Consider the following 14466-nt stretch of genomic DNA (forward strand, 5'->3'; position numbering starts at 1 on the left):
GTTTCGACTTTCTGCTGCCCACACAATTGATTTTATTATTGAAATCCTACGGATCGCATGACACATCACAATAACGCTTCAACTACCTCGACGACATCAGACCCTTGGGCGGATATTCGCCCTTACATGGATCATGAAGTAGCCAACGTGCTTGCCAAGCTTTCACGGGATAACGAGCTGCTTGATGCGCTTACCCGCTTCCGGCTGCCCCGCTTAGCCCGTTGGGCTCCACCGCTGGCACGAGCCATTGCCAGCCACGCGGTGCGCCGGGAGGTTAAGGACGTCACTAGCGTGCGCGAATTTCAGATGCGCATCGCAAGTTACATGGTGCGCATGATTCGCACGACCACTGATGCCTTTGAGGTCGAGGGGTTAGATAAGCTCGACGCTGATAGCGCCTATTTATTTATAGGTAATCACCGGGATATTTCGCTTGACCCAGCCTTCGTCAACTACGCCCTCTATCAAGCAAACCGGGATACCGTGCGCATTGCGATTGGCGACAACTTATTGAAAAAGCCTTATGTCACCGATCTAATGCGGCTGAACAAAAGCTTCATTGTACCCCGCAGCGTACGTGGAAAGCGGGCCATGCTGGCCGCTTATCAGCAACTCTCAGCCTATATCCGTCACTCGATCACCGAGGATCAGCACTCGATTTGGATGGCACAGCGGGAAGGTCGAGCCAAAAACGGTATTGACCGGACTGACCCTGCCATTATCAAGATGCTGACTATCGCCAGCCGCACCAGCAACCGTGACGTACTGTTCGGCGAAGCGATTGCCGAGCTTAAGCTCGTGCCGGTCTCAATCAGCTACGAGTACGACCCCTGCGATCTGCAAAAAGCCCAAGAGCTTTACGATATCGACACCAAAGGCAGCTACGCGAAAAGCGAATTCGAAGATATTCGCTCCATTGTCGCCGGCATTACCGGCACCAAGGGGCGTGTTCAACTGCGCTTTGGCTCGCCGGTTGGCGCCGACATGGCCACTCCTGACGAGGTCGCCGCTGACATAGACCGACAGGTAATTGGCGGCTACCGGCTGTTTCCCAGTCATTATCTGGCGCTTGAAGCACTGGGTGATGCGCCAGAGCTGGTGGCCCGGCGTGCCATTACCCGTGACGACCGGGAGCGCTTCAATGCACGGCTGGCCAACGTCCCTGAACAGCTACGCCCATACTGGTTGGCGCAATACGCCAACCCGGTAAAACACAAAGCGGGGCGCTTAACGAGTTGAGCACACCCGCCCATGCTCGCTGGCGGAAAAAATGCTATGGTCAAAGCATTTAGTGGTCTCGGCTGACGCTCAGCACGTCGCGATCTTAAGGAGAATCCCATGTCCGCTTCAGAAATTCAGAAAACGCGCATCATTAATGAGCTACGTGGTTTTATTCGCAAGCTGCTGCAAGATCCCAAAATTCTTGAACAGTCGCTGGTCATTGCCCGCGAACAGCTTAGCGAAGGCAGCAGTCCAGCCGTTATGGCGCAAATTGCCAACCAAATATCCGATACCACTAGCGTGCATATCCCCGAAGACCCGGCTGAGCACTCAGAGGCGGATAAGCTGTTTCTGGAGCTTTTGCGCGAAGTGGTCCAAGAGGAGCAGGCGCTTTACTAGCGCGCACTGCGTCACTCCCGGCGAGGCATAAATGCCTCGCCATATATCTTTTTTGTTAATGTCTGATCGGGATTTTCGTTCATCATGTCAACTATTTCTTCGCGCCGCATTCTGGTAACCAGTGCGCTTCCTTACGCTAACGGCGCTATTCACCTGGGCCATTTGCTGGAATATATCCAAACCGATATTTGGGTGCGTTTTCAGAAAAGCCGTGGTCAGCAATGCTATTACGTATGTGCCGATGATGCGCACGGCACCGCCATAATGCTGCGTGCTGAACAAGAAGGCATTTCCCCTGAGGCATTAATTGACCGGGTCTCACGCGACCACCAAGCCGACTTTGCCCGTTTTGGCGTCGCCTTTGACAACTACCATTCCACTCATTCGGACGAAAACCGCTATTACAGCGAGTTGATCTATCAGCGTCTACGCGATAAAGGCCATATCGCCACACGCGAAATTGAACAAATGTTTGACCCACAAAAAGGGCTATTTCTCGCCGACCGCTTTATTAAAGGCACCTGCCCTAAATGTGGCTCTGACGATCAATACGGCGATAACTGTGAGAAATGCGGCGCTACTTATACGCCGGCAGAGCTCATCAACCCGGTCTCGGCGATTTCTGGTGCCACCCCTGAAGTACGCAGTTCAACGCATTATTTCTTTAAGTTACCGGACTTTGCAGATTTTCTTCAGCGCTGGATTAACGATGGCCACGTTCAGCCGCAAATTCGCAATAAACTAATGGAGTGGTTTGAGTCAGGCTTTAACGAGTGGGATATTTCCCGCGATGCGCCTTACTTTGGCTTTGAAATACCCGACGCTCCTGGCAAATACTTTTATGTATGGCTTGATGCGCCGATTGGTTACCTGGCCAGCTTCAAAAACCTGTGCGAGCGTGAAGGCATCGATTTCGACAGCTTTTGGCAGCCAACATCTGACGCTGAGGTTTACCATTTTATCGGCAAAGATATCGTTTATTTCCACGCTCTGTTCTGGCCGGCCATGCTCCACGGTGCCGATCTGCGCACACCCACCGCGGTTAACTGTCATGGTTTCTTGACTGTGGACGGTGCCAAGATGTCGAAGTCCCGAGGCACCTTTATTAAAGCCGCCACCTACGCCGACCACCTCAACCCTGAATATTTGCGTTACTACTTTGCCGCCAAGCTAACCTCCAAGGTCGACGACCTTGACCTGAACCTTGAAGACTTTGCCGCAAGAGTAAACTCAGACCTAGTGGGCAAAGTGGTCAATATCGCCAGCCGTTGCGCGGGCTTTGTTAAGAAACTAGGCGGCGGCCAGTTGTCGGCCCATTGCAGCGAGCCGCAAATGGTCGCCCGTTTCATTAGCGCTGGTGACAGCATTGCCCAGGATTTCGAAGCTCGCGAATTCAGCCGCGCGATGCGCAGCATCATGGAATTGGCCGACGAGGCGAACACCTACATCGCTGAAAAAGAGCCCTGGGTGCTGGCCAAGCAGGAAGGACGCGATGCCGACGTGCTGGATATCTGCTCGGTAGGCATTAATTTGTTCCGCCAACTAATGGTATACCTCGCCCCGGTGGTTCCCAGCATGGCCGAGCAGGCGCGGGTGTTCTTGAACGTCGATACGCTAAACTGGGAGAGTCGCCAAGACGTTCTGGTCGATCATGCCATTAATAAATTCAACCCCCTCATGCAGCGCATCGAGCGCGACAAGATTGACGCCATGATTGAGGCCTCAAAGGAGGATCTGGTGGAAGAACAAAAGCTTAAGGAATCACCCAAAGGCCCTTTGACTGAAAACCCAATCGCGCCCGAAATCAGCTTCGATGAGTTTGCCAAGGTCGACCTGCGCATTGCCCGCATTGCCAAGGCGCAATACGTTGAGGGTGCCGATAAGTTGCTTCAACTAACGCTAGATCTAGGTGGCGAAACCCGCAATGTATTTTCGGGCATCCGTTCGGCCTACGCTCCGGAAGCGCTTGAAGGACGCTTAACGGTGATGGTCGCCAACCTTGCACCGCGTAAAATGCGCTTTGGTGTATCGGAAGGCATGGTCCTCGCCTCGGCCAATCAAGACGGCATTTATCTGCTTTCCCCGGATTCCGGCGCTGAACCGGGTCAACGGGTAACATAATCAGGTAAACTTTAATTTAGGGGCAAGGCAAGCTGCCTTAGCCCCTTTTTTATGCGTTTATATTGGCAAGTTCAACACGGCTGAGCTCACTATATGCAACATCGCTTCTCACGCTCACTGCGATTTCGTTTTTTTGCTGCTCTTGGTGGTTTACTTGTCTGTGCAATAGCCGCGCTGGCAGCCCTCAGCGCATGGATTATATTTCCAGCATTACAAGCTGAAGAGCGGGCAATGGTGAAACGCGAGCTGGACCGTGTTGAACGTAGCTTCCAACTTGATCAGCAGCAATTACAGTCCCAGGTTCGCGACTGGGCTCATTGGGATGATACCTATCAATTTGTTCAAGGCGACTATCCACGCTATTCAGAGGTCAACTTTAGCCAAGAAATGTTTGAGGACATGCGCTATCAACTGATGGCGTTTTTCACAACCACAGGCGATGTGCACTTTTTGGCGGGTATTAATCCTGTCACCGGCAATTATCAAACGTGTACGACACCCAATGATGAATGTGCCTGGATGACGCCTTTTGTAAAAACCATGCAAGCCGCCATCGCGGAGGATCGCTCAGAGAGCACGGCTATCTACGCTGATCATAATGCTGCACTCATGGCTTCAACCCCCATTTTACGTACCGACAAAAGTGGTGATTCAGTTGGCTGGCTATTCAAAGTTCGTTCTTTAGACGATGAATGGATAAGCTACATGGAAGATTATACGGGCCTGCCTATTTCGCTTACTCTCAGCAACGAGAAAGCGCCCGGCAGCGATGATTTCCACTTTTCGGGCAATACAGTATTTGCCGAACGCTACTTCCCTGCCTATGGCTCGGCCAACTCCCCTTCATTAGCGTTAGGTATAGACCTCAATCGCACCAGCTACTTAACCAGTTTAACCACCTTCCGCTATGTACTGGTGTGGACTGCAGTTCTAATGATCATGGTTATCGCCCTGGTGCTACTCTTGCTTGAAAAAATTGTGCTTAAGCCACTGCGTTTATTAACTCAATTTACCCAGCAAATAGGTATGACCGAGTCACAAACTGATTGGCTTACCAAGCGGGATGACGAAATAGGTTTGTTATCGCGTGCGTTTCAGGAACAGTTTGCCCATCAGCAACAGCTCAATGATGAACTGCTGAAGCTGTCCACTCATGACGCACTGACTGGGCTGCCGAACAGGAGACTCTTTGACCAGCGTCTTGATGCCGCCTTTAGCGAAGTCGACGGCACTTCAGACTTGCTTGCGGTGATGATGCTCGATATTGATCACTTCAAACTCTACAACGACCACTACGGGCACCCTGAAGGGGACATCTGCCTGCAGCGTCTTGCCGAAGTTATGCATAATGTCGCGCAGGCGCGGGGCTTTTTTATTGCCAGAACAGGGGGAGAAGAATTCTGCGCTATCCTGCCCCACACGTCGCCCGGTTCTGCCAAACATATTGGCGAACAGCTCTCATTAGCGGTAGATCGATTGCAGATCCCTCATGCAACATCGCCAGTGAAGCCTTTTGTCACGATAAGCGCGGGCATTGCCATGCTGCAGGACCCTAAATCCCAGTCACCGAGTGAGGTCGTCAGCTGCGCCGATCAGGCACTCTACCTTGCCAAGGAAGCTGGTCGACATCAGGTGGTATTATTCAGACCACCGCTAGCCAGCGGCGTGATTTCTGAGCACAATACGCCGCCATGAGTGAGCTTTTCGTTATTCTGATAAGCACCGCGCTGGTCAACAATTTTGTGCTGGTACAGTTTCTTGGCTTATGCCCATTTATGGGCGTTTCCAATAAACTAGAGTCAGCCATGGGCATGTCGCTGGCCACAACCTTTGTGCTTACGCTTGCCTCGGCCGCCAGCTTTGTGGTGTACCACGGGCTGTTGGTACCTTTAGACATTACCTATTTACGCACCATCAGTTTTATCGTGGTGATTGCCGCCGTGGTTCAGTTCACCGACATCATGGTGCGCCAGCTAAGTCCATTACTGCACCGTGTACTGGGGATTTTTCTACCCCTGATTACCACCAACTGCGCGGTACTTGGCGTTGCACTGTTATCGCTGAATCGCGATCTGGGCTTTTTTGCCACCACCCTTTATGGGCTGGGAGCGGCGATTGGGTTTTCATTGGTGCTGGTGCTGTTTGCCGCCATGCGCGAACGCTTGGCAACGGCGGATATACCGACCCCTTTCAAAGGTGCCGCTATCGCGATGATCACGGCCAGCTTGATGTCACTTGCCTTTATGGGCTTTTCTGGCTTGGTCCAAGGATAATGTGTCAATGAGCGAAACATTTTCGATGCTTGGCCTGCTGAACGCCGTCGGTGTGCTCACCGCTTTGGGCGTGGGGTTTGGGGCCTTGCTGGGCGCTGTCAACGAGCGTTTCAAAGGCGACGAGTCCTCGCTCGTTGAAAACATTGACGCTTTGCTTCCCCAGACGCAATGCGGACAATGCGGTTATCCCGGGTGCCGTCCCTACGCCGAGGCCATCAACCAGGGGGATGCTATCAACAAGTGTCCGCCTGGTGGTGAAGCCACTATTATCGCCCTCGCCGACCTGCTAGGTCGAACGCCTGAACCTCTGGATGGCGAAGCCCCTGGTGAACCATTGGTCGCGTTTATCCGCGAGGATGAGTGCATTGGATGCACCAAATGTATCCAGGCGTGCCCGGTCGACGCAATCATTGGCGCGGCCAAACAAATGCATACCGTTATTGAGGATGAATGTACGGGGTGTGATCTTTGCCTTGAACCCTGCCCGGTAGATTGCATCGATATGCTGCCACCCAGCACGCCGCTCAACCAATGGCAGCCAGTTACCCAACCGCCGCACGTTATTGCCAGCGATCGTCCTCATTCAGTGGAGATGCCTTATGGCTCGCACGTTTGAGTTTCATGGCGGTATCTATCCGCCCGAACGCAAACAGCGCTCTTTAGTGCCAGTGCGTCATGCGACATTGCCCTCTCGGGTCGTGCTGCGATTGGATCAACATACCGGACGCCCTGCCCTGGCTACCGTCGCCGTGGGCGAAAGGGTCAGCGTCGGCACGCCTATCGCCAGGCGCGATGGCATGATTTCAGCTGACCTACATGCCAGCATCAGCGGTACCGTTTCGCATATGGATGCCAAGGCCATCACCATCGACAGTGACGGTTACGATACCTGGGAGCGTTTAGCCCCGCTTGAATGGCCCACCGCCAGCGCTGAGCAACTATTGGCGCGTCTGGAGCAAAGCGGTGTGGTAGGGCTTGGCGGAGGGGGCTTTCCTACCCACATCAAGGCCCGGGTGGGTGAACGCCAGCGTATTGATACCTTGGTGGTCAACGCCGCCGAGTGCGAACCCTATATCACCACCGATGACCTTACCCTGCAGCACTTTGCGCTGGAGGTGCTCGAAGGTGCACAACTCATAGCCTCTCTTTGCAGCGCGAAGCACATTATAGTGGGCATCGAAGATAACAAACCTGATGCCATTCACGCCCTAAGGCAGGCTATTGGGGTCAGCCATCCGCTACCTATCACGCTGTCTGTGATGACCACACGCTACCCCAGCGGTGGCGAGCGTCAATTGATTAAAACGCTGCTTAACCGGGACGTGCCCAATCAAGGCCTGCCAGTGGATGTCGGTGTGCTCTGCCATAACCCCGGCACCTTGTTAGCGGCGCTGCGTGCGGTTCGCGATGGCGAACCGCTGGTGGAGCGGCTGGTGACTCTAACCGGCGAAGCCATCAGCGACCCCGGTAACCGTTGGGTGCGTATCGGCACGCCGATAGTCACTTTGCTTGATGAGGCGGGCCTGAATCGCTCAGTACTTCACCAACTGATTGAAGGCGGCCCGATGATGGGTACGCCGCTGCCTGATCTTGGCGCCTCGGTGACCAAAGCAACAAACTGCTTAATTGCCGCCACGTGGGAAGAACTGCCACCTGCGCCACCTGAAACGCCTTGTATCCGCTGCGGGGCGTGTGAAGACGTCTGTCCCGCTAACTTGCTGCCACAACAGCTGCACTGGTATGCGCGTGCGAATGACGATGACAAGCTGGCTCACTACCGGCTGTTCGACTGCATTGAATGCAATGCCTGTAGCTACGTATGCCCAAGCCATATTCCCTTAGTCGCCGACTACCGTAGTGCTAAAACCCGGCTTCGCCACCAGCAGTTGGAAACCGCCAAAGCTGAACACGCCAAACATCGCTTTGAATGGCGCCAAGCGCGGCTCGCCCGTGAAGAAGCGCAAAAGCAGGCACGCCGCCAGGCACGCCTTGCGAAGCAACGGCCACCTCAAGCCCACGATTCCCAAGCCCCCTCTCCCCAAGCCGACCTGAGGAGTTTACGGATCGCGCAAACGGCGGCCAAAGCCGCCGTAAGGAAAGCCGAAAAAAATCTGGCGAGAGCGGCACAGCAAGACCCTCAACAAGCCCATGATGACCTTGAGACACAACTGGCCACCGCGCAGGAAAATTTGCACGCAGCTGAGGCACGCCTCGCCGAGGCTCGAGAAGCGGACGCCCCCCAAGAGATCCCATAAGTATGCTGCATGCGTCCCAGATCAATGATCGACCCCACCTGAGCATAATGCCTAGTACCGGAGGCATTATGCGCTGGGTGCTGATTGCCACGCTGCCCGGCCTTATCACCATGACGTTTTTTTTCGGCCTGGGAGTGATCAGCAATGTGGTGCTGGCCGCTGCTTTTGGCCTGGGCTTTGAAGCGCTTATCTTATGGCTGCGCAAGCGCCCGCTGCGCCCAGCACTTAACGATGCCAGCGCGCTGCTCACTGGCGTATTGTTGGGCGCATCGTTACCGCCGGCAAGCCCCTGGTGGCTTATTGGCATCGGCATGGTCGCCGCTATTATCGTTGCTAAGCAGCTTTATGGCGGACTAGGTAATAACCCATTTAACCCGGCAATGGTCGGCTATGCACTGCTACTGGTGTCGTTTCCCACCTATATGACCCTATGGCCGACTCCCCAGCCGCTATGGCCTGATATGTTATGGGGTCAAATCATGGGCAATGTCTCGGTCGACCAGATTGATAGTTTAAGCGGCGCCACACCGCTTGATGCCTTTAAGCACAAAGGCGAGGGGGTATCAGCCAGCCAATTTTGGGCCAGTCAACCACTGCCAAGCGGCACCCTAAATGCTTGGCAATGGGTCAGCTTTGCTTGGCTTGCGGGCGGCGTACTCTTGCTGGCCAAGCGCATCATCACCTGGCATATACCCTTGACGATGCTAGCCAGCATGATGGCCTTTGCCTCGCTGCTGTACTTGTTTGATCCGGAGTACTTCGCCTCGCCTTGGCTGCACCTGCTCACCGGTGCCACGCTCTTCGGCGCATTTTTCATTGCCACCGACCCCGTTTCTGCTGCCACCAGCCAACGCGGAAAACTGATCTACGGCGCAGGCATCGGCGCGCTTGTCATGCTGATTCGTACCTGGGGCGGGTATCCCGATGCAATTGCGTTTGCAGTGCTACTCATGAACCTGTGTGTTCCGCTACTAGATCTATACACCGTGCCTCGCCCAACTGGCCTGAAAAAAACGACATCTAAGGAGCAGCCATGACCCCCCTCAATGCCATGCAGCAGGGCGCGCTGGTACTGGGGCTCTTTGCACTGATCACCGCGGGCAGCGTCGCCACGCTTCGTGGCTTGACCGCTGAACGCATCGATACGCATCAACAAGCCTACCAGCAGCGCCAACACCAGGCTGTACTACCTGATCCATTAAAGAACGCCCAGGTGAGTTCTATCTCGTTACCCAATGCGTCACAACTTGGCTTCCTCGACGGTGCAACCGGTTGGCAGGTAGATAACGACACCCAACGCGCCCTCGTCTTGCCGGTTGTAACGCAGCGCGGCTATAACGGTGAAATACGACTGTTAGTGGGCATTGATGATCAGCAGCGCATCAGCGGCGTACGCGTGACCCATCATCAGGAGACACCGGGTCTAGGCGACGATATCGAGCGGCGGCGTAGCGATTGGATCACTCAATTCGATGGCTTAACATTAGATTCACTACCGTCCGAGGGTTGGGGCGTTACTCAAGACGGCGGGCAGTTTGATGCGTTCACTGGCGCCACCATTACGCCCCGCGCGGTAGTCGATGCGGTTCATAGCGCCCTGCAATACGCCACCAGCACCCCTTTACTTGGGGAAAACAAGGAGTCCCAGCCATGAGCCCGCTAAGTCAACTTACCCGCGAAGGGCTATGGTCAAATAACCCGGCGCTGGTACAACTATTGGGGCTGTGCCCGTTGCTAGCCGTAAGTGCTAGCGTGGTCAACGCGCTTGGGCTTGCCATGGCTACGCTGGTCGTGATGGTCGGCGCAAGCACCACCGTATCGCTGATTCGTCACCAGGTACCGAGTGCCGTTCGCCTGCCTGCCTTTGTCATGATTATCGCTGCGTTTGTCACCTGTACCGAATTGCTCATGGCCGCTTATGCCTACCCCCTCTACCAAGTTCTGGGGATTTTTATTCCGTTAATTGTTACCAACTGCGCAATTTTGGGCCGCGCAGAAGCCTTCGCCTCTCGCCAGCCGGTTTTACCTTCCGCCATTGATGGCTTGATGATGGGCCTCGGCTTCGGCGCCGTTTTAGTTGTACTAGGAGCACTGCGGGAATTATTGGGCCAGGGCACTCTGTTCAGAGAAATGTCGCTATTGCTGGGGCCCGTGGCCGAAGGATGGCAACTGACGCTTATAGACGACTATCAGTTTTTGTTTTTTATTCTGCCCCCCGGCGCATTTTTTGTAGTGGGCCTATTGATCGCGCTAAAAAACGTTGTTGATCAACGCCATAAAGCGTTTACTGAACCTAAGACCGTCACACCCCGTGAGCAACGCCGGGTCCGCGTCACCGGTACGATTAAATAACCCAGAGAGTTACCATGAATGCCCAAAAGCGTCATGAAATTTTTGCCCGACTGAAAGCCGAAAACCCACACCCAACGACCGAGCTTAATTGGCGTACGCCTTTCGAACTGCTCGCCGCCGTGCTGCTCTCCGCCCAGACGACCGATGTGGGCGTGAATAAGGCGACTGCCCGCCTTTTCCCCGTAGCTAACACGCCCCAGGGCATTATCGATTTGGGCATTGATGGGTTAAAAACACATATCAAAACCATCGGCTTGTACAACACTAAAGCCGAAAACCTGATGAAGACCTGCCACATATTGGTTGAACACCACGGCGGTGAAGTACCTCAAACCCGCGCCGCATTGGAGGCCCTCCCTGGGGTTGGCCGAAAAACGGCTAACGTGATTTTGAATACCGCGTTTGGCCAGCCGACCATGGCCGTGGATACGCACATTTTCCGCGTGGCCAACCGAACGGGCATTGCCAAAGGCAAAAACGTCGTCGAGGTGGAACAAAAGCTGTTACGTCACGTCCCCAAGGCTTTCCTGCAGGATGCCCACCACTGGCTTATTCTACACGGCCGTTATACGTGCATCGCCCGTAAGCCGCGATGCGGCAGCTGCATTATTGAAGATTTATGCGACTATAAAGAAAAAACCGAGATCGCCTAAACGGGTAACTGATTGCGCCAGGGGAAAACCATTCATGCCAACGCCTGCCTCACTGCTGCATGACCAACCTATCGAACAGCGAATTGACGCGCTGTTTGATTTATCGCGCCAGCACGCGGCGCATTTTTGTAGCCCCGACGCAGAATTGGCCAGACGGCATTACCTTGCCAAGCACCCCACCTCTATCCTGGTAATGAAGTGCATGGATGGCCGTATCCATATACCCCATGCCACACGCACCCCTCTCGGCATCATCACGCCCTTTCGCAATCTCGGCGGGATTTTCGACCTTGGCTGGCCCTATTTAGGAGAGCTACTCACTGAAGCCGTCATTGATGCAGCTACGCAGGGCCGGGGCACCTTGCTACTCATCACCTATCACTTTTCCCATGGCAGCAAAGCCCGTGGTTGCGCCGGATTTAATTGCGATACACAAGCTGCCAGGGCGCATGCCTACGCGATTTCCAAGCAAGCCGAGCACTTATTTGGCCGTGAACGGCAACAAGTTTATCCGCTTGTTTGTGGCTTTGAGACCGACAGCGATGCGTTGATTGTTCACGGTCAGCACGGGGCAACGCTTGATACTCGCGAATGTATTGGCCACTCACCGGCACAGCTCAGTACTGCCCTTCAGGCGACTTGCCCGGATATGCCTACCGAGATGCGCCGCGACTTGCTTCCCTTATTGACCGGCAACCTCGCTCACGTCAACGAACTTCAAGGCACTCAGCGGGAACTGGATATCGAGCATCGTGAATGGGTGATCTGCATTGGCCGAGGCTTTGATTTCTTGCACCTACCCAACACCGCGCTGATTATTGGCCCTTACGGGCCTGATTTAGCGAAGCCAATTGGCACTGCAGCGTCTATTATTGATGCCAACCGTCAGGCAAAACGCATCCCCGATGATGGTTTCTTATTGCTTGCCTCCACCCCTTATCAGCACAGCGGCGTTGACCGCGCGCGTGCCGAACTTAAATCACGGTTTTTATCAGAGTTTGCCGAACAGGTGATTCGCCGCGAGCATCCGAATTTGGCGGCTTCCATGCGGCGTCGCACAGCCGTGGTGCACTGGCCGACGCGTCGTCTTGATCAGTTAACCACGGCGTCTGCCAGCAACGCCGAATAAGCTACCCGCCAAGCGGGCCACTCCCAATCAGCGCTGTTCAGTGGTGGGGGTTGAGCCGATGGTGTGGTCAACCAACGGTTTAAGTGATCGTAAAGCCCTCGACGCGTGCCGTCGTAGCGATAGACATCCGGATATAGCTCAGGAAAACACAGGCGATCAGGCACCAGCGGTCGCACGCCGCGCTGGGCGGCTTCCATAATCGCCAAGCCTTGAAATTCGTGCCAGGTCGTCGACACCACGATTCCCGCTTTATCGAGTTCCGTTTGGTAGCGCTCTTGAGGCTGAGGCCCCCAAGTAACGATATGCCTTGCCAGACGTTGCTTCGCCTCAGCAAAGATTGGCGGCACATGGCGAAAGTGCTGTCCAACCACTGCCAGCTCGAAAACCACACCCTGATCGCTTAGCTCACACAGCACTGCAAAAAAGTCCTCGGGGTTCTTGTCATACTCCCACCGGTGGTTCCATAGGATGCGCTGGGGGTTGCGTTGCTGTTGACGCTCGTCTTCGAGTGGCATAATTGGGACAGGCAGTACCTTGGCGCGTTTACGCAGCGCCTCAAGCGGCTTTACTGCCGGCACATTCTCGGGCATTTTTTTCAAGAAAGCGCGCGCACCATCGACAAATGAATCGCGGTTATAAGCGGTATTAAACACTACCGTGTCCGCCGCTAATGCCGCATAAAGGTTTACTATTTGAGCTTCTACCTGAGGCCGCTGCTCTCCCGACGCGGGGTAGGCAAACTGGTTTTCATGGAAGTAAACAATCTTGCGTGCTTGCCCAAGCGAAGGGAACAAGCCGGCCAAGGTGGCTAAATCCACCATTGAGGTCGCAAGCACCACATCATACTGCTGGCTGAGTGTCTCATGCTCTTTCCACAGCCAGGTCAATGGGTTGCCCCGAATACGCCAACTAAAATGGCGAGCGGGTAAGCGCAACTGAGTCCATGCCACACCATCGACGTGCTGCATCACACTGTCGGCCCAGTAGCGATGACTTACGGCATCGTAGGCGGATAGAAGCAATGCCCGCATTAAAAGCCCTGCTGTTCAAGCTGGGCGGCTAACGCCTCCAGAGCCTCTATCCCCTGTACATCAGTAGGCTGCCACTCAAGCTTAGGCCGCGGTAAGCGAGCAAATAGTTCATCAATGCGGGTCAAATAGTGCGCTTCTTGCTCTCGTCGGGAGGCGAGAAAAGTACCGTCTGCTTGATGGGGAATTACTCGGTTAATAAGTGTCCCCGCGACCGGTATATCGGCGTCTTCCAGGGCGCGCACCGCACGATCGGTTTCAAGAATCGGCAGTCGCTCCGGTGTCATGACAAACAGAAAACTACAGGCGTCAGCATCCTCAATACGGCGTCTAGCTTGATGAAACAAACGCCGACGATTGATCAGCGTTTTAGCCACATCGCGTGTACGCTCGTCCAAATCATCCAACGGATCTTCCGTGGGGTCATCAAACGGTGTAGCCACATCGCGGCCGCGCTTGGGGGTTAAATGATCCAATACCTTGCCCAGCTCAGCCGATTTTCGGTTATGAGCCAAAAGCCCATCTGTCCACGCTGCCATGGCTTCTGGAAGCGTGAGCAACCTTAACGTATGGCCCGTAGGCGCGGTGTCGAAAATAATTAAATCGTAGGGCGCGTCGTCATCGATCATCAAGCGCGCCAAACGCTCTAACAAGGCGGCTTCCTGCGTGCCTGGCGACTGCCGGGTAAGGCGCATCTGGCGTTCTAGCTCTTGCATCATCTCGGGCGCCGCATAGCGGCGCATTTGCTGCGTGACGCGCTGGAGGTGCGCCTCGACTTCCACATCGGGGTCAATTTCCATCGCGTCAAGGTTAGCTAATAGGCGCCGCGGTGCATCGCCAAGGGTACGATCAAACACATCGCCAAGGCTGTGCGCCGGATCCGTCGACACTACTAACACGCGTTTACCGCGCCCGGCGGCCAGCACAGCGAGCGATGCGGCGACAGTGGTTTTACCGACCCCGCCTTTCCCGCCTACCCACAGCAGGCGTCGATTGAGTAAAGCTTGCATTCATGACTCTCTAGATGACGTGAAC

Annotated in this window: 14 protein-coding genes; 12 read left to right on the forward strand and 2 right to left on the reverse strand. The window is 54.7% G+C overall.

The window, feature by feature from the left end; translation table 11 throughout:
• Positions 1 to 57: 57 nt before the first annotated feature.
• The 12 genes from GA0071314_RS09805 (at position 58) to GA0071314_RS09860 (ending at position 12403) form a co-directional block, all read left to right on the forward strand.
• Positions 58 to 1239 (forward strand): 1-acyl-sn-glycerol-3-phosphate acyltransferase, encoded by a 1182-nt coding sequence (locus GA0071314_RS09805; RefSeq protein ID WP_074396467.1) that lies wholly within the window; start codon positions 58 to 60, stop codon positions 1237 to 1239.
• Positions 1240 to 1338: 99 nt separating this feature from the next.
• Positions 1339 to 1620 carry a hypothetical protein gene (locus tag GA0071314_RS09810; protein ID WP_074396468.1) on the forward strand — a complete coding sequence of 94 codons (282 nt, stop codon included), beginning with the start codon at positions 1339 to 1341 and terminating at the stop codon, positions 1618 to 1620.
• An 84-nt stretch (positions 1621 to 1704) separates the two neighbouring features.
• Positions 1705 to 3741, forward strand: a complete 2037-nt coding sequence (gene metG / locus GA0071314_RS09815; protein ID WP_074396469.1) for a methionine--tRNA ligase — start codon at positions 1705 to 1707, stop codon at positions 3739 to 3741.
• Between the two features lie 93 nt (positions 3742 to 3834).
• Complete coding sequence (locus GA0071314_RS09820) at positions 3835 to 5436, forward strand: sensor domain-containing diguanylate cyclase (RefSeq protein WP_074396470.1); 1602 nt, start codon at positions 3835 to 3837, stop codon at positions 5434 to 5436.
• Complete coding sequence (gene rsxA / locus GA0071314_RS09825) at positions 5433 to 6014, forward strand: electron transport complex subunit RsxA (RefSeq protein WP_074396471.1); 582 nt, start codon at positions 5433 to 5435, stop codon at positions 6012 to 6014. The genes GA0071314_RS09820 and rsxA overlap by 4 nt, the downstream gene beginning before the upstream one ends.
• A gap of 7 nt (positions 6015 to 6021) precedes the next feature.
• Positions 6022 to 6630: an electron transport complex subunit RsxB gene (gene rsxB, locus GA0071314_RS09830; RefSeq protein ID WP_074396472.1), complete on the forward strand. Its 609-nt coding sequence runs from the start codon at positions 6022 to 6024 to the stop codon at positions 6628 to 6630.
• Positions 6614 to 8269 carry an electron transport complex subunit RsxC gene (rsxC, locus tag GA0071314_RS09835; RefSeq protein WP_074396473.1) on the forward strand — a complete coding sequence of 552 codons (1656 nt, stop codon included), beginning with the start codon at positions 6614 to 6616 and terminating at the stop codon, positions 8267 to 8269. Before rsxB ends, rsxC begins: the two co-directional genes overlap by 17 nt.
• A complete protein-coding gene (locus tag GA0071314_RS09840; protein ID WP_074396474.1) occupies positions 8266 to 9306 on the forward strand; it encodes an RnfABCDGE type electron transport complex subunit D in 1041 nt (346 codons plus the stop codon). Before rsxC ends, GA0071314_RS09840 begins: the two co-directional genes overlap by 4 nt.
• Entirely contained in the window at positions 9303 to 9923 is a 621-nt protein-coding gene (locus GA0071314_RS09845) for an RnfABCDGE type electron transport complex subunit G (RefSeq protein ID WP_074396475.1), read from the forward strand. The genes GA0071314_RS09840 and GA0071314_RS09845 overlap by 4 nt, the downstream gene beginning before the upstream one ends.
• Positions 9920 to 10621 (forward strand): electron transport complex subunit E, encoded by a 702-nt coding sequence (locus GA0071314_RS09850; protein ID WP_074396476.1) that lies wholly within the window; start codon positions 9920 to 9922, stop codon positions 10619 to 10621. The genes GA0071314_RS09845 and GA0071314_RS09850 overlap by 4 nt, the downstream gene beginning before the upstream one ends.
• A 14-nt stretch (positions 10622 to 10635) precedes the next feature.
• Positions 10636 to 11274: an endonuclease III gene (nth, locus tag GA0071314_RS09855; RefSeq protein WP_074396477.1), complete on the forward strand. Its 639-nt coding sequence runs from the start codon at positions 10636 to 10638 to the stop codon at positions 11272 to 11274.
• 34 nt (positions 11275 to 11308) lie between these two features.
• Positions 11309 to 12403: a carboxysome shell carbonic anhydrase domain-containg protein gene (locus GA0071314_RS09860; protein WP_074396478.1), complete on the forward strand. Its 1095-nt coding sequence runs from the start codon at positions 11309 to 11311 to the stop codon at positions 12401 to 12403.
• On the opposite strand, the gene GA0071314_RS09865 is transcribed toward GA0071314_RS09860, so the two are convergent.
• On the reverse strand, positions 12367 to 13434 hold the full coding sequence (locus tag GA0071314_RS09865; RefSeq protein WP_074396479.1) for a tRNA-queuosine alpha-mannosyltransferase domain-containing protein: 1068 nt from the start codon (positions 13432 to 13434) through the stop codon (positions 12367 to 12369). The genes GA0071314_RS09860 and GA0071314_RS09865 overlap by 37 nt on opposite strands.
• Positions 13434 to 14441 (reverse strand): ArsA family ATPase, encoded by a 1008-nt coding sequence (locus GA0071314_RS09870; protein WP_074396480.1) that lies wholly within the window; start codon positions 14439 to 14441, stop codon positions 13434 to 13436. The genes GA0071314_RS09865 and GA0071314_RS09870 overlap by 1 nt, the downstream gene beginning before the upstream one ends.
• Positions 14442 to 14466 lie beyond the last annotated feature (25 nt).

Origin of the sequence: Halomonas sp. HL-93 (assembly GCF_900086985.1) — a bacterium.
Lineage (GTDB): Bacteria > Pseudomonadota > Gammaproteobacteria > Pseudomonadales > Halomonadaceae > Vreelandella.

Excerpts from the sequence above, each read along its gene's own strand:
- GA0071314_RS09805 (WP_074396467.1), top strand. The coding sequence starts at position 58 with ATGACACATCACAATAACGCTTCAACTACCTCGACGACATCAGACCCT.
- GA0071314_RS09810 (WP_074396468.1), top strand. The coding sequence starts at position 1,339 with ATGTCCGCTTCAGAAATTCAGAAAACGCGCATCATTAATGAGCTACGT.
- metG (WP_074396469.1), top strand. The coding sequence starts at position 1,705 with ATGTCAACTATTTCTTCGCGCCGCATTCTGGTAACCAGTGCGCTTCCT.
- GA0071314_RS09820 (WP_074396470.1), top strand. The coding sequence starts at position 3,835 with ATGCAACATCGCTTCTCACGCTCACTGCGATTTCGTTTTTTTGCTGCT.
- rsxA (WP_074396471.1), top strand. The coding sequence starts at position 5,433 with ATGAGTGAGCTTTTCGTTATTCTGATAAGCACCGCGCTGGTCAACAAT.
- rsxB (WP_074396472.1), top strand. The coding sequence starts at position 6,022 with ATGAGCGAAACATTTTCGATGCTTGGCCTGCTGAACGCCGTCGGTGTG.
- rsxC (WP_074396473.1), top strand. The coding sequence starts at position 6,614 with ATGGCTCGCACGTTTGAGTTTCATGGCGGTATCTATCCGCCCGAACGC.
- GA0071314_RS09845 (WP_074396475.1), top strand. The coding sequence starts at position 9,303 with ATGACCCCCCTCAATGCCATGCAGCAGGGCGCGCTGGTACTGGGGCTC.
- GA0071314_RS09850 (WP_074396476.1), top strand. The coding sequence starts at position 9,920 with ATGAGCCCGCTAAGTCAACTTACCCGCGAAGGGCTATGGTCAAATAAC.
- nth (WP_074396477.1), top strand. The coding sequence starts at position 10,636 with ATGAATGCCCAAAAGCGTCATGAAATTTTTGCCCGACTGAAAGCCGAA.
- GA0071314_RS09860 (WP_074396478.1), top strand. The coding sequence starts at position 11,309 with ATGCCAACGCCTGCCTCACTGCTGCATGACCAACCTATCGAACAGCGA.
- GA0071314_RS09865 (WP_074396479.1), bottom strand. The coding sequence starts at position 13,434 with ATGCGGGCATTGCTTCTATCCGCCTACGATGCCGTAAGTCATCGCTAC.
- GA0071314_RS09870 (WP_074396480.1), bottom strand. The coding sequence starts at position 14,441 with ATGCAAGCTTTACTCAATCGACGCCTGCTGTGGGTAGGCGGGAAAGGC.